Annotated in this window: 13 protein-coding genes; 10 read left to right on the top strand and 3 right to left on the bottom strand. The window is 63.9% G+C overall.

What is annotated here, in order from left to right; all coding sequences use genetic code 11:
* Positions 1–14 precede the first annotated feature (14 nt).
* The 8 genes from ACE03M_RS13390 (at position 15) to ACE03M_RS13355 (ending at position 10,211) form a co-directional block, all read left to right on the top strand.
* Complete coding sequence (locus ACE03M_RS13390; protein ID WP_485934411.1) at positions 15–581, top strand: isochorismatase family protein; 567 nt, start codon at positions 15–17, stop codon at positions 579–581.
* Between the two features lie 122 nt (positions 582–703).
* Positions 704–2,971 carry an MMPL family transporter gene (locus tag ACE03M_RS13385; protein ID WP_485934409.1) on the top strand — a complete coding sequence of 756 codons (2,268 nt, stop codon included), beginning with the start codon at positions 704–706 and terminating at the stop codon, positions 2,969–2,971.
* Between the two features lie 161 nt (positions 2,972–3,132).
* The gene (locus tag ACE03M_RS13380) at positions 3,133–4,452 is read left to right on the top strand and encodes a sensor histidine kinase (protein ID WP_485934407.1); all 1,320 of its coding nucleotides are present in this window, start codon (positions 3,133–3,135) and stop codon (positions 4,450–4,452) included.
* Positions 4,449–5,069, top strand: coding sequence for a response regulator (locus tag ACE03M_RS13375; RefSeq protein WP_143920738.1), 621 nt, complete (start codon positions 4,449–4,451; stop codon positions 5,067–5,069). The genes ACE03M_RS13380 and ACE03M_RS13375 overlap by 4 nt, the downstream gene beginning before the upstream one ends.
* A 135-nt stretch (positions 5,070–5,204) precedes the next feature.
* Complete coding sequence (chrA, locus tag ACE03M_RS13370) at positions 5,205–6,491, top strand: chromate efflux transporter (protein WP_143920736.1); 1,287 nt, start codon at positions 5,205–5,207, stop codon at positions 6,489–6,491.
* 339 nt (positions 6,492–6,830) lie between these two features.
* A complete protein-coding gene (locus ACE03M_RS13365) occupies positions 6,831–8,627 on the top strand; it encodes a serine hydrolase domain-containing protein (RefSeq protein ID WP_485934405.1) in 1,797 nt (598 codons plus the stop codon).
* A gap of 114 nt (positions 8,628–8,741) precedes the next feature.
* Entirely contained in the window at positions 8,742–9,086 is a 345-nt protein-coding gene (locus tag ACE03M_RS13360; protein WP_143920732.1) for a carboxymuconolactone decarboxylase family protein, read from the top strand.
* Between the two features lie 87 nt (positions 9,087–9,173).
* Entirely contained in the window at positions 9,174–10,211 is a 1,038-nt protein-coding gene (locus ACE03M_RS13355; RefSeq protein ID WP_485934402.1) for a GlxA family transcriptional regulator, read from the top strand.
* A gap of 115 nt (positions 10,212–10,326) precedes the next feature.
* On the opposite strand, the gene ACE03M_RS13350 is transcribed toward ACE03M_RS13355, so the two are convergent.
* Complete coding sequence (locus tag ACE03M_RS13350) at positions 10,327–11,112, bottom strand: SDR family NAD(P)-dependent oxidoreductase (protein ID WP_143920729.1); 786 nt, start codon at positions 11,110–11,112, stop codon at positions 10,327–10,329.
* A gap of 110 nt (positions 11,113–11,222) precedes the next feature.
* Here ACE03M_RS13350 and ACE03M_RS13345 point away from each other — a divergent pair, with 110 nt between their 5' ends.
* Together ACE03M_RS13345 and gap are read left to right on the top strand one after the other, a co-directional pair.
* The gene (locus ACE03M_RS13345; protein ID WP_485934400.1) at positions 11,223–11,732 is read left to right on the top strand and encodes a MarR family winged helix-turn-helix transcriptional regulator; all 510 of its coding nucleotides are present in this window, start codon (positions 11,223–11,225) and stop codon (positions 11,730–11,732) included.
* A 167-nt stretch (positions 11,733–11,899) separates the two neighbouring features.
* On the top strand, positions 11,900–12,895 hold the full coding sequence (gap, locus tag ACE03M_RS13340; RefSeq protein WP_485934398.1) for a type I glyceraldehyde-3-phosphate dehydrogenase: 996 nt from the start codon (positions 11,900–11,902) through the stop codon (positions 12,893–12,895).
* A gap of 132 nt (positions 12,896–13,027) precedes the next feature.
* Here gap and ACE03M_RS13335 read toward each other — a convergent pair whose 3' ends face one another.
* Together ACE03M_RS13335 and ACE03M_RS13330 are read right to left on the bottom strand one after the other, a co-directional pair.
* Positions 13,028–13,342: an XRE family transcriptional regulator gene (locus tag ACE03M_RS13335; protein WP_143920723.1), complete on the bottom strand. Its 315-nt coding sequence runs from the start codon at positions 13,340–13,342 to the stop codon at positions 13,028–13,030.
* Between the two features lie 96 nt (positions 13,343–13,438).
* Positions 13,439–15,337, bottom strand: coding sequence for a bifunctional sugar phosphate isomerase/epimerase/4-hydroxyphenylpyruvate dioxygenase family protein (locus ACE03M_RS13330; RefSeq protein ID WP_485934396.1), 1,899 nt, complete (start codon positions 15,335–15,337; stop codon positions 13,439–13,441).
* Positions 15,338–15,366 lie beyond the last annotated feature (29 nt).

Genomic DNA, 15,366 nt, shown 5'->3' with positions numbered 1-15,366 from the left:
CCTATGCTCGAGGTATGGCGAAGGCACTTCTCATCGTGGACATCCAGAACGACTTCACCGAGGGCGGGGCGCTCGGCGTGGACGGCGGCGACTCCGTGGCCACCGAGGTGACCCGCTACCTCGGGGCCCATGCCAGTGACAACGACGCAATCATAGCCTCCCGCGACTGGCATGATGCCGACAGCGACAACGGCGGCCACTTCGCGGCGAACCCGGACTTCGTCGACACCTGGCCGATCCACTGCGTGGCCGGCACAGGAGGCGCCCAATACGATCCTCTGCTGACCACCGACGCCATCACCCACCATGTGCGCAAGGGGCAGGGCACCCCCGACTACTCTGCCTTCCAGGGGACGACGGATGAGGGGGACCACCTCGGCGATCTGCTGACGAAGCTCACCATCACCGAGGTCGACGTCGTCGGCATCGCCACCGACCATTGCGTATGCGCCACCGTCCTCGACGCCCTCAAAGGCGGATGGTCCGTCCGTGTTCACCAGGAGCTCATCGCAGGAGTCGGCAAGGACTCCTCCACGTTGGCCCTGGCCGAGATGGACGCCGCCGGAGCGACGATCGTCTGAAGTAATTGCCCAGGTGACACGGTGCATAGTCGAGAATCCTGCGCTTTCTCCATCGAAAGTTGCAGGTTGAGTCTGAACTCCTAGGCGATGTTTCCGGCTCAGAAACTTGATGAGCTTGAGACATGAACACAACACTTGCGAAAAGCGCGCACACGCTCGTGTCGAAGCGCGGTTCGTGGTTCGTCCTCGGCGGGGTCGTCATCCTCGTCACCCTGCTCTTCGGACTCCTGTCCGGCGCAGGCGAGGACCGGGCCAATGAATCAGCTCCGGCCGACTCCGAATCCACCCAGGCCGCCCAACTCCTGCAGAAGTTCCCCGACGCCGACAAGCAGTCGGTCATGGTCGTTGCCTCCCACACCGACGGTTCGGTCCTCAGCGACAGCGACCAGTCCGAATTGGGGAAGCTGAGCGCCTCGCTCGGCGACTACATCGACTCCGCCCAGAACGGCGAATCGAGCACAGACTCCTCGTCCGATGATGCTGCATCCCAGGCGAGCGGACCGATCATCAGTGACGACGGCAAGGCAGCGCTCCTCATGGTCCCCATCGATGTCGGCCTGACCAACTCCGACACCGCCGATACCGTCGATGGACTCCGCGACTTCATCGTCGAGAACTCTCAGGCAGGTGACCTCACGGACTCCGGCATGTCCCTCCTGGTCACCGGTGGACCGGCGATCGGTGCCGACATCGCTTCGGCATTCGGCGGCGCGGACTTCACGCTCCTCATCGTCACCATCGTCATCGTCGCACTCCTGCTCATCATCACCTACCGCTCGCCGATCCTGTGGCTGCTGCCGCTGATCGTCATCGGCACCGCCGACGGACTCGCATCCACCGTGACCGCAGCAGTCGGCGACGCACTCGATCTGCAGTTCGACACGGGCATCATCAGCGTCCTTGTCTTCGGTGCCGGTGCCAACTATGCGCTCCTGTTCATCTCCCGCTACCGGGAGGAGCTGGGCCGCGAAAGCGACCACCGTCTGGCACTTGGCTCCGCCTGGACCCACACCGCATCGACGATCCTCGCCTCGAACCTGACCGTGGTCCTGTCACTGCTCAGCCTCGTCTTCGCCGTCATCCCGGGAACCCGCGGACTGGGCATCACCGCTGCAGTCGGACTCCTCATCGCCGCAGCCGCCGTGCTCTTCGCCCTGCCTCCGGTTCTCGCGATCTGCGGCAAGGGCGTCTTCTGGCCTTTCGTTCCCAAGGTGCAAGACGCCTCCGACGAGACTGCCACCGATGGGAGGGCTGCTGACGCCTCCGGGAGCGAGCCCGCAGCGAAGCCTTCCATCTGGAGGACCATCGCGACTCGCGTGGTCAAGAAGCCGGGCATCCACCTCGGCGCTGGAATCGTCATTCTCGGTGTCATGGCCACGGGTCTCATCGGTATCTCGGTGGGACTGGATCAGTCCGAGAAGTTCCGTGTGCAGTCCGAGTCAGCGCAGGGCCTCGACGTCCTGTCCGAGCACTTCCCTCCCGGTGAATCGCAGCCGATCTGGGTCGTGACCGACTCAGCCCACGCCGATCAGGCAGCGGATTCCGTGGCCGACATCGACGGCGTCGTGCGCGCCAACGTCGTCGACGAAACGAACGCCGGGGCAGACCCGATCTCGAAGGTCATGGTCACCGGCGAATACGAACCCGACAGTCCTGCGGGCCTCGACCTGATCACGGACATCCGGTCAGACGTCGACACGATCGACGGTGCGAACGCATACGTCGGCGGCGCGGCGGCAACCGAGCTCGATGCCCGCGACGGCAACGCTCAGGACTTCGGGACGATTGCGCCGATGATCCTGGCCATCAGCTTCATCATTCTGCTCGGCATCCTCCGTGCCCCGCTCGTGGCGGGAACCCTGCTCGTGGTCAACGTGGCGTCTTCAGCCGCGGCGATCGGCCTCGGCGCATTCCTCAGCCGGACGATGTTCGGTCAGGGAGCACTCGATGCCCAGGTTCCGATCCTCGCTTTTCTGTTCCTCGTGGCGCTGGGCATCGACTACTCGATCTTCCTGTCTCACCGTGCGAAGAAGGAATCGGTCGTCCACGGTGCCCGCCAGGGCATGATCGAAGCCGTCAGCCACACCGGCGGCGTGATCACCAGTGCGGGAATCGTTCTGGCCGGGGTGTTCGCAGCCCTGGGCATGCTGCCCCTGATGGTCCTGGGCCAGCTGGGACTCATCGTCGGAGTCGGCGTCCTCGTCGACACCGTGCTCGTGCGCACGGTCATCGTTCCAGCCATCTTCGGCCTGGCCGGAAACCGGATGTGGTGGCCCAACAGGGCAATCACACACTCGGAGCACAAGTACGCCGATGCTGACGCCGCCGCGGCCGGTGATGAGGAGACGGGGGATCTCCAGTCAGCAGGCTCAGCCCACGGCAGGCACTGACCCAAAGGTGCCGAGAGCTGACACAGGCGACTGACGCAGTCAGCTCACACGGGCAGGGCTCGACCATCGAAACAACTCGATGGTCGGGCCCCGTCGCCGCCGCAAGCGTCGACCGCTGAAAAGAGCACGCACTCGCCGCAGATGTGATTGAGTTGGCAGGAATGACCACAGCAGGATTGACGACAAGCACGAAGAACGACATGCAGGAAGGTGACACCGTGGACACACGCGGGTGGACAGAGAGAACCATGGAGATCGGCCAGCACGCAATGGCTCTGGCTCTCACCGTGATCTCGTGCGTCCGCGCCATCGATGCGGGAGCGGCACCCCTGGCCGCGATCGCCGTGAGCATCGTGTTCCTCGCCTGGTACGCCCTCGGCGCCGTCCGGGCCGCTCGCAGCGGTGCAATCGTTCTGGCCAAATGGTGGCTGCTGGTCCTCGCCGGTGCGTGGCTGTGCACCTTACTGGTCTCCGCCGAATTCATCTGGATCGCCTTCGTCCTCTGGCTGCTCGCCGGTCACCTGTTCTCGTTGCGCATAGCCGTTGTCTTCACCGCGCTGACCTACATCGCGACGGTCGTGGCACCCCTGGCCCATTACGGTGCGGTCGGCACCGCGAGCATCATCGGGTCGCTCATCGGCGCGGTCTTCGCGCTCGGACTCTCCCGTGGCTACATCGAACTTCTGCGGGAGGGGCGCAGGCGCGAAGAGCTGCTGCAGTCCTTGGAGCTGGCTCACCAGAATCTGCTGGACCTGCAGGACGAACTGGCCTTGACTCAGCGCCATGCCGGTGAGATCCAGGAACGCACCCGCGTGTCCCGCGACATCCATGACACGATCGCACAGGAGATCTCCTCGATCCGTCTCATCGCCCACGCCGAGATGGACAGGACCACCGATGAGCACGCACAACAGGTTCTGCGCCAAGTCGAGGACCTCGCCGCTCAGAGTTCGCGCGACGTGCGCCGGATCATCGCCGCCCTCGCCCCGGCCGAGCTCGAGGACGGAGCGCTGACCGCGGCCCTCCGACGCCTGCTCACCCGCCTGGAGGAGGACACGTCCATCCGGGGTCGCGTCGAGGTCGACGAGACCGTGCCCTCTCTGCCCGCCGAGGTGGAGGTTGCACTGCTGAGGACCGCGCAGTCCGCGCTCGCCAACGTCAGACAGCACTCTCAAGCCTCGAGGGTCGTGGTCAGCCTCATGGACTTGGACGGATCGATCCGCATGGACATCGTCGACGACGGTGTCGGCATGGCCGACCCGGAGGCGCGAAAGCGCGAATCGGAATCCGGTTTCGGACTCGATTTCATCGGCTCACGGATGCGCGAGCTGGGAGGCGAACTCGTCATCGAAACGACGCCCGGTTCAGGCTTCGCAATCTCAGCCACGCTGCCCAACAACCCGACTCTCACGTCACGACAGGACCACCTCGGCGAGGCCGATGACGCCGATGGACAACGCACGCAAGGGGACAGCGCATGAGCATTCGAGTGATTCTCGTCGACGACCATCCCGTGGTGCGCGCCGGCCTGCGGTCCGTCATCGACGCCCCCGACCATATCGCTGTCGTCGGTGAGGCCAGCAGCGGCGAGGAAGCGCTGGCCATAGTCGATGAGCTCGCACCCGATGTGGTGATGTGCGATCTGCGACTGGGCGATGGCATCGACGGCATCGAGGTGACGAAGCGGCTCAACGCCATGGAGCAGAAGCCTGCGGTCCTCATCCTCACGACCTTCGACAACGATTCGGAGATCGTCGCCGCCCTCAACGCCGGAGCTGCCGGTTATCTGCTCAAGGACATCAACCCCGAGGACATCTCGACTGCAATCGAGAAGGCCTCACGCGGGGAGACCTATCTGCCGCCCGAGATCTCATCGAAGGTCATCGCCGCGATGCGAAATCCAGGGCCGAAGCTGACCAGAAGGGAACGCGACGTGGTGAAGCTGCTGGCCACCGGTGCCTCAAACGCTCAGATCGCACAGGAGCTCTTCGTCACCGAAGCGACCGTGAAGAGCCACCTGGTCAACGTGTTCACGAAGCTCGGCGTGGACTCTCGTTCCCGCGCCATCCGTGTCGCCGAGGACCAGGGGCTGGTGTAGCAGCTGCCGGCGCGGAATCGGACTCCAGGCGGAATCGGACTCCAGGAGGCTGGGCTCAAAAGTTGTCCTGAAGTTCACCGATACTCATCGGCGGATTGTTGGTTCGCATGAGGCGCCGAGGCCAGAATAGTGAGAATGGGCGAATCGATGACAGACGTGCAGCAGGAGCGCAGGCATCCCGGCACGATCGGGGAAGTATTCTGGGCATTCCTGCGCCTCGGGGTGACCTCGTTCGGCGGACCAGTCGCACACCTGGGATTCTTCCGGGAGACCTTCGTTGAGCGCCGGAAATGGCTCTCCGACGGCACCTACGCGGACCTTGTGGCGCTGTGCCAGTTCCTTCCCGGTCCCGCCTCCAGCCAGGTGGGCATGGCGATCGGACTGCAGCGAGCAGGCATCGGCGGTCTGCTCGCTGCCTGGTTCGCCTTCACCATGCCCTCGGCAATTGTGCTGGTCGCCTTCGCCTTCGGCATCGCCTCACTGGGCGATGACGCGAATATGGGGTGGCTGTACGGGTTGAAGGCGGCTGCGGTCGCCGTAGTGGCTCAAGCGGTGCTGGGAATGGCGAAGAACCTCACCCCAGATGCCAAACGCGCCACCATCGCAGGCGCCGCTATGATCATCATCCTGCTGGTCCCGAACCCCTTCGTTCAGGTTGCGGCAATCGTGCTGGGCGCCGTCATCGGACTCGCTTGGCTGGGCCGAGAAGCCGCTGCGGTCACCGGCGGTCAGGGGCCGGATGCGGGTGCGCGGTCCGGCGGAGATGACGTGCGTCAGGATTTCGGGGCGCGATACGACTTCGGCGTACGCATCTCCCGCAGGGTCGGTGCCGTCGCTCTGACTGCCTTCGCGCTGCTGCTGGTGGCACTGCCGATCCTGACTGCAGTGACCGGAGACTCGAGTCTGCGCTTGGTCGACGTCTTCTACCGCGCCGGTGCTCTGGTCTTCGGCGGCGGTCACGTCGTGCTGCCTCTGCTCGAGACGGAAACTGTCGCGACCGGTCTCGTGGGGCACGATTCATTTCTCGCCGGATACGGCGCCGCGCAGGCGGTGCCGGGTCCGCTGTTCACATTCGCGGCGTTCCTCGGGGCCTCTACGACAACGGGGCCGACGGGACTGATCGGTGCCGGAATCGCCTTGGTGGCGATCTTCCTGCCGGCAGCGCTGTTGGTCATCGCCGCCCTGCCCTTCTGGGAGCGCCTGCGTCGTGCACCTTCTGTGCGGCGGGCACTGCTGGGAGTCAACGCGGCCGTGGTGGGCATCCTGGCGGCCGCCCTCTATGACCCGGTGTTCACTCAGGGCGTCACTTCGCCTGCCACCCTGGCGCTGGCGGTCGCCGTCTTCATCGCTCAGGTGAAGTGGAAGCTGCCGGCATGGGCCGCCGTCATCGCCGCCGGACTGATCGGGTTCGCGTTCCTCTGACTCCCAACCTCGGTGCTGACGTCGGGTTGGCATTCGCCGAAACACACCTGGAGCGTCGCCACCCCTGTGCGTGCACCGGGGTCTCGACACGACGGCGGTGTGTCGAAGCTCGGTAGACGCGAATAATCAAGAACGTGCCGATTGCGTCCGACTGTAAGTTGAATAACCGATAAGTAGCCGTTTGCGATGTCGCACCTGGTAGCAGGCCTGTCGATTCACGCGTTGAAGCTCGAATTGTGGCCTGGAGCCCGGACTCAACTGTGATGGTTCTTCTCCTCCAGGTAGGCTCTTCCATGCAGATCGGCAGTCCATGCTGGTCGAGACCGGTGGAGGCGAGCGATGGCAGATGGGGACAAGACACTGCCCGGTTCCCTTGACGAATCTGGCGTACGCCGCTTCGGAGCACTTTCGGGAAATACCAAAGGCATCAGTCCGCAGACGCAGCAGGCCGGCGACAGCGCAGCCTCAACCGAACCTCCGTCAGAGCCCCCAATCGAGCCGGCGCTGCCGCGCGCCGGCGAACTCACATCGGCGAGCGAAGACGCCATCGTCGATCCATCTGAGGCGATCCTCGAACGCATCGATCTCGACTCCTGGAAGTGGCCGAAGTACTTCGCCTTCGCTCTGACGCGCATGGAGGAGATATTCCCGACCGGGGGTATCCCGCGCGGGATCGGCCCGGTCCGCGAGCTTGTGACCGAAGAGAACGATTTTCGTCCCCTGCCCATCGACCGCGAGAAGTGGTCCGGTGCTGACGAGAGTTGGTCGACCGTCGGCGACGTTCTGGCCAACACATTCACCGACGCCTGGATGGTCTCCCGCGACGGCATCGCGCTGGAAGAGGAATACGCCTGGCCGATGAAGCCTGCGCGCCAGCATATGCTGTTCTCGATCAGCAAGTCCATCGTTTCCGCGGTCGTCGGCGCACTCACTGACGCGGGCCTTCTGTCCCCAGACGACCTGGTCACCACCCGCGTGCCCGCACTGTCCGAGAGCGGATATGTCGGGGCAACCATCCGCGACCTCCTCGACATGCGATCGGGCATCAAGTTCTCCGAGGAATACCTCAAGGAAGGATCCGAGATCCGGGACCTGTTCGAGGCGGTCGACTTCGCGCCGCGGACAGCCACCTCGGCGAACGGAATCAAGGACTTCCTCAAGGGCCTGACCAGCGAACGCGAGCACGGCGGTGCCTACGTCTACCGCAGCTGCGAGACCGACGTTCTGGCCTGGATCTGCGAAGCCGTCGTCGGGCAGCCCTTCTCCGTCATCGCCAGCGAATACGTATGGTCGAAGATCGGTGCGGCCCACGCGGCCCAGGTCTGCCAGGACCGGTGGGGCGGGTCCATCGCGGACGGCGCCATCAGCACCACCCTGCGCGACCTGACCAGATTCGGTGAGATGATCGCCCGCGGTGGAACCACGGCCGAGGGAGAACGTGTCCTCTCGGGCCAGTGGATCGACGACATCTTCACCGGGGCAGCCGATTCCGCCCAGGTATTCGCCGACTCCCCGTCGGGCCAGTCCTACCCGGGCGGAATGTACCGCAGCCAGTTCTGGGTGCCCTCGGCCAGCCGCGACGTGGTCATCGGCATCGGCATCCACGGCCAGATGCTCTACATCGACCGCGCCACCCAGACTGTGGGCGTCAAGCTCTCCAGTGACCCTCAGCCGGTGAGCCTGGCCCATCAGCACGGCACCCTGGCCATGTTCGAGGCCATCGCCGAGGCTGTTCCTCCGAAGACCGGATCCGCGGCTGCATCGCCGGTGGCATCCGCAGTCGAACCCTCGAGTGATCTCGGCAGTGCCGCTCCCGAAACCTCAGCTCCGAGCGCTTCGGCCCCGGCACCGAGCACTTCGGCACCAGCACCGAGCGCTTCGGCCCCGGCACCGAGCACTTCGGCACCAGCACCGAGCACTGCCGTGGCAGGAGCGCCCGCACCAGGTGTCCCAGCTCCGAACGCTTCATCTGCGAACGCTTCATCTGCGAACGCTGCGCCTGTGCACGCTGCGCCTGTGCACGCCGCGGTTCCCCGCGCTGCCGCAGCAGGCACCCTGATTCCGAACGTGGCCGCACCCGCCGCTGCCGCAAGCATCGCACCACAGCCGTTCGTGCCTCAGCCCGGCATCGTCTGACTCGCGTTCGAACGCCGCTGCCCGCCCGTGTATGACGAAAACGGATGCATCCCACTGCCTCGTGGCTGTAGCGTGACGAATTGGAACGATTTCGATCCCAGGAGGTAGCGCACCATGACTGATTTCTTCGATCGCGAAGGCGACGGAAAGTACGACAAGGCCTACAAGGAGACCACCCCGGACATCCTCAAGGCCTTCGGAGATTTCAACAATGCCGTATTCGCCGAGGACGGGCGTGAGATCCCGCTGAAGTACCGCGAGCTCATCGCCTATGCCGTCGGACTGACCACCCAGTGCACATATTGCATCGATGCGCACTCGAACGCGGCGGTCAAGGCCGGTGCTACGGAGACCGAGTTGGCAGAGACAGCATGGACTGCCTCGGCGATTCGGGCCGGCGGCGCATTCGCCCACGGCCGCCTCGGCTTCAAGCTCACCGGAGTCCACGACCACAGCTGAATCGAACGTCGGGGTCGTGCCCGATCCTCGACTGCTCAGAGTCGCTGATGAACGGGGCCATTCGATTGCCTAGACTGAAGAGCAATCATGACTGAAGATTCCCGATCACCTCTGCGCAGAACACCCCGTCTGCAGCCGCACCGCATTCTCGTGCTGGCTCTGGGCGGGGTGTCTGCCATCGACCTCGGCGTTCCCGTCCAGGTCTTCGGCCGGGTCTCCAATGCGGTCAGCCCCACCGCAACGGTCCATCCCAGCGGCATCCTCCCCGGTGGAACCTGGCCCTACTCTGTCGAAGTGTGCGGAGCCGGTCCCGGATTGGTCACTGGTGCCGACGGCCTCTCCTACTGCGTCGATGTCGGCCTCGACGCGCTGGAATCGGCAGACACCATCGTCATCCCCGGCGCCACCTCGGTCGTCGACGATGAGCCATCGGCGGCCGTTGTCGGCGCTCTGCTCTCGGCGTTCGAACGCGGCGCTCGGATCGCCGCGATCTCGACCGGGACCTTCGTCCTCGCGCGCACCGGTCTACTCGCAGGCCGGCGTGCCACGACTCACTGGTCCACGGCGAAGGAGCTGGCCCGACGATATCCCTCGATCGAGGTCGACGAGAACGTCCTGTTCATCGATGAAGGACCGTTGCTGACCTCCGCGGGAGCAGCCTCGGCTATCGACCTCTGTCTCCACCTCATCCGCCGCGACCACGGTGTGGGTCTGTCCAACCAGGTCGCCCGCCGGTTGGTTGCGGCCGCTTACCGCAGTGCCGGGCAGGCCCAATATGTGCCGCGCAGCGTGCCCGATCCTCTCGGCGAGGTCTTCGCCGACACCAGGCAATGGGTCCTGCAGCACCTCGGCGAATCACTGACGCTCACGGACCTCGCGGCAAATGCGGGAGTCTCCGTACGCACCTTCTCGCGGCGCTTCGTCGACGATACCGGATACACCCCGATGCAGTGGGTGCTCAGAGCCCGAGTCGATCTGGCCAGGGAGCTCCTGGAGAACAGCGACTTGGGGATCGAGCAGATCGCTGACCAGGTGGGACTCGGCACCGGAGCGAATCTGCGCATGCACTTCCAGCGCATCCTCTCGACCTCTCCCAATGAATACCGGCACACGTTCTCCGGGTGATTCTGGGGAAGAGTCGGCCAGCGGTCTCACCTGTGCGGCGATGGTGGCTCATACGCGGTGGTGGCCCATACGCGTAGATGCCTCAACGCGCAGATGCCTCACATGCGTAGATACCTCACACGGTGGTGGGGAGAACGCCGCCTTCGGCACGAAGTGCCGCGCCATTCGTTGCCGAGGACTTCGCGCTGGCCAGATAGGTCACCAGATTCGCTATCTCCTCGGGTTCGATGAAACGTTGGATGAGCGAGGACTCACGCACGAGTGTGGACTTCAATGCCGCGGGAGCAAGCGACTGTGCGGAAGCGATCTGCTCGACCGTGTCTGCTACGCCGGTGGAATAGGTCGGACCGCCCAATACGGTGTTGACCGTGACACCGGTGCCCCGGGTGAGTTTCGCGAGACCATTGCTCAGCGCGAGCGCAGCAGCCTTGGTCGCCCCGTAGTGGATCATGTCACCGGGCACATCCACGGCGGACTCGGTGCCGACGAAGATGATTCGGCCCCATCTCTGCTTCAGCATCGGCTTGAGAAGATGACGCGAGAGGCGGACCCCACTCATCACATTGATCTCGAACAGCTGCGACCACTCCGCGTCGGAGATCTCCTCAAACGCAGACACCTCGAAGTGTCCCACATTGTTGACCAGCACATCCACGGGTTCGAGTGCATCGAGGAGTGCACTGACTTGCCCTGAGTCAGCCACATCAGCGGCTATCCCCGAGACATCGCAGCCGGGCACCAAGCAGCGAAGACTCTCAAGGGCTTCGGACACGCGGTGCCCATCGCGACCGTTGATCACTATGGTGGCGCCCTCTGCAGCCAGGCTCGCGGCCACCGCGAATCCGATGCCCTGGGTGGAGCCGCTGACGAACACCCTTTTGCCTGAGATTTCTGTGTCCATGGTGCATCTGTCCTTTCGTGCCGCTGTCCACGGCAGCAATTACTTTCCTGAGTAAGTGAATCGTAGGTGTTTTCACTTTCCCAGACAAGTGAAATGCTAGGCTGTCGCTCATGATCGATGACCAATCCGCTGATGCATTCAACCCAGATGAGCTTGAAGCATGGTCAGCAGTGGCAACGCTTCTGGAATGGCTTCCTGCGGCGCTCGACGCGCAGATGCAGGGTGATTCGGGGATCAGTCACTTCGAATTCGGGATCCTCTTCGCCCTCTCGGAGGCTGAGGGGCAATCGCTTCGGATGAGTGAGCTTGCCGGCTACGCCAACAGCACCCTGTCCCGCTTGTCGCGCGCGGTCGCACGGCTGGAGCGGAAGCTGTGGGTACGCAGGGCTCCGGATCCGAGCGACGGTCGCATCACGATCGCGACGCTGACCGACGATGGACAGAAGGCTGTGCGTGCGGCGGCGCCCGGGCATGTTGCTCTTGTGCGCAAGCTCGTCTTCGATTCGCTGACTCGCACTCAGGCTCGCCAGCTGCGCGACAGCAGTCGACGAATCACCGCCGCCATTCGTGCTGATGGCGAATGGCGTTCCGGTGAATCGACCTGTGACGGGCGTGACTGATCGGCTCCCGGGCGGGTCAATTCGATAATGGCCAGATACTTTCGACATCTGGCAATACGTCTGGCGAGAACCTTTCGTAGAATGTCTCTATGGCCACTGTTGCTGTCTGTGCGAACACGAGACCATAGATATGTACCCACCAGCAGAACCCCTCCCAAGGAGTGACATTGACTCGCATCGCCATCAACGGTTTCGGTCGTATCGGACGCAGCACACTGCGCGCTCTGATTGAACGCGGCAGTGGCCTGGAGGTCGTCGCCATCAATGATCTCGGCCCCGTCGAAGACCTGGCCAGGCTGCTCAAGTTCGACACCACGCTGGGCCGCTTCGGATTTCCCGTCGAGGTCTCCGGCGATGAGATCATCATCGATGGAAAGCCGATCAAGGTCCTCGCCGAGAAGAACCCCGAGAGCCTGCCCTGGTCTGAGATGAACGTCGACGTGGTCCTGGAATCCACTGGGCGCTTTACTAAGGCAGACAAGGCACGGGCGCACATCACGGCCGGTGCAAAGAAGGTCCTCGTCAGCGCCCCGTCCAAGGGTGCGGATGTCACGCTGGCCTATGGCGTGAACACCGAGGCCTACAAGCCCGAACACACCATCATCTCCAACGCTTCATGCACGACGAACGCCTTGGCGCCCTTGGCGAAGGTTCTCGATGACCTGGCAGGCATCGAACAGGGCTTCATGACCACGGTCCACGCCTATACCGGCGACCAGATGGTCCAGGACGGACCGCACAAGGATCCCCGTCGTGCCCGCGCCGCCGCGGAGAACATCATTCCGACGTCGACCGGAGCCGCCAAGGCCATCGGCCTCGTGCTCCCGCAGCTCGACGGCAAGCTCAGCGGCGACGCCTTGCGCGTGCCCGTGCCGGTCGGCTCGATCGTCGAGATCAACGCCATCGTGTCCCGTGAGGTCACCCGCGACGAGGTGCTCGAGGCCTACCGCACGGCTGCCGACGGGGAACTCAAGGGAATCCTCGAGTACGAGACCGAACCGATCGTCTCCAGCGACATCGTCGGGCAGGCCGCATCCTCGATCTTCGACTCCGCCCTGACCCGTGTTGAAGGCAAGATGGTCAAAGTCACCGCCTGGTACGACAACGAGTGGGGCTTCTCGAACCGTGTCGTCGACAATCTGGAGCTCATCGCCGAAGGCTGAGGGCCCAACAGGGAGTCCAGTGAAGCAAGCTGACCCTCCAGCTGGCTCTCCGGGTGACCCTCGAGCAAGACAGAAGCTGCCCCGATCGTGCACAACGCGCGGTCGGGGCAGCTTCCGTCTGCACGGGTGGTCTCAGACATCGTCGTCGGCGGGTGTTCCGCCCTCGTCTTCCCAGCGCTCGATGGCGCGAACCTTGGCGCGGTTGAACTTCAGACGCACTCCATAGCCGCCCTGGGAGTCATCGCGGACGAACCGGGCGCCGAATTCTTCGAGGGCCTCGAGCACGCGGTGCTCCTGCTGTTCGGTGAGATCGTCGCGTCCCTTCTCGAAGTCCTTGAGTTCGGATTTCTTCACATCGGCTTTGGACGCCACGTCACTGGCAGAGACTCGAACCAGGGCACGGGCCGCACGAGCCAACGGCCCGTCGAAGATCTGTTCATTGCTCATGGTCTTACCCTGCCAGAAGAACCTGGAACCTGCCAGAAGCCCGCTTTCTTCCGAGGACGGCTGCACGGGCAGCTGCCGCTCCCACTGCAAGGACAGCTACACAGACTGCTGCGCATTCACGTGCGCGTTCTTCCGATGCTGTGCAGCCAGCCGAACGGGAGCATCGGGTGCACCGAATCCGAAGTAGTCGCCTCGGCGCTCGATCATCTCGAAGAAGACGGAGCCGATCGTCGATGTGTAGAAGTGCAGGAACTCACCGTGCTCGTCCCGATCGTAGAGGACATGATGGGCCTGCAGCCGCTGTAGGAACTCCGGGTCGAGATCGAAGCGGGAATCGAGGTCCTCGTAGTAGTTCTGGGGTACAGGAAGGAAGTCCAGTCCGCGTGAGAGTGCGGTGGCAGCGGCATGGAAGATGTCCTCGCAGGCCACGGCCACGTGCTCCGGGTAGGACTCGGCTTCTGAGTTGATTCCACGGCCCGCGACGGCTTCGGCATTCGGCTGCGGAGAGACGTTGAGCGGCATCCGAACCGATCCGTCGGTGCTCGACATGACCTGCGACCTGACCAGCCCTGATGGGCTCGGCACGTCCTGTGAGGACTGGGCGTGCAGTGCCAGCAGCGAGGTGTAGAACAGGACTGCCTCGTCGTAGTGGTTCGACGGTTGAGCCAGGTTCACATGGTCGATGTGCGAGACCTGCTCATCGTGATCACGTCCGAATTCCTTGATCCACGCCGGTGTCGTCTCGTTGAATTGGTGGAAGAAGACCTCGGAGCCGTCGGGGGCGAAGACTCCGCGCAGCACCTCGTCGTTGTGCGTCTGATCGCGTGGCACCTCCTCCGCATGCAGCAGCGCGGCGCGTTCCATGGCCGACTTCGAATCGGCGACTTCGAATCCGATTCCGCGCAGGAACGTACCGTTCACCGGCGCCGAGGTGGTGCCCGCTTCCTCCGTCACCTCGCTGACGATGATCCGGGCCTTCCCCCGCAGCCACAGCTGCACGTGGGGTTTGCTGCGGTGATAGCCGATGAACTGGAATCCGAGTTGGTGCATCTGGCGAGTCAGGGCGCCGAGGTCGTCGGTGCTCAGTTCGACATAGTTGATTCCGCGTGGTTCCTCCACCTCTGGCAGAGGTTGCAGATCAAGGCCCGGGCCCTGCGCCGCAGACTCAGCAGGGGCTGCAGATGCATCGGCAATGCTGGCCTCGAGCCAGCGCAGCGAGCGCAGGCCGTCGACGGCGGTCCGGTCGGTATCGCCCTGCCGGAACGAGTCGTTGAAGACCTCAAGCGATACCGGCCCGGCATAGCCCGTGGCGGCGATCCTGGTCAGGAAGTCGCTGAGATCCCAGGCGCCCTCACCGGGGAAGACGCGGTGGTGGCGGGACCAGCTGAGGACGTCCATGGTCAGTGCGGGTGCGTCGGCCAGTTGGAGGAAGAAGATCTTGTCTCCGGGAATCTCCGCAATGCGACCCAGATCCGTGTTGCGCGAGAGGATGTGGAAGCTGTCGAGGCAGGTCCCGATCCGAGGGTGATCGGCGGCCTTCACGAGGTCCCAGGCATGGTCGTATTCGGAGACGAACCGCCCCCAGGCCAACGCTTCGTAGGCGATATTCACGCGATGGCGGTCGGCCAGATCGCCGAGGCGACGCAGCTGTTCCACGACCACGCCGTCATCGGCGATGGTGGCAGTCCCGACGTTCGAGCACAGCAGGATGGTGTCGATCCCGAGCCTGGCCATGAGCTGGAATTTCGCCTCCGCCCGCTTCAGGTTCTTCTGAAACTGCGCCTCGTCGACGCCTTCGAGATCCCGGAAGGGCTGGTACAGATCGAGGCTGATGCCAAGATCGGCAGCCAACTTCGCGATGGCCTCGGGGGAGTCGGGGGAGACGACGAGGTCCTGTTCGAAGATCTCGACTCCGTCGAAGCCGGCCCGTGCTGCGGCCCGAAGCTTCTCTTCCAGAGTTCCTGACAGGCAGACTGTTGCTATCGACGTTTGCATAAACGTCCTTCCTTGCTTCTCATCACCGG

The sequence above is a fragment of the Brevibacterium sp. AGC70 genome, assembly GCF_057334195.1.
Note: the sequence above shows the minus strand (reverse complement) of the source record. Positions and strands in the feature narration are given on the sequence as shown.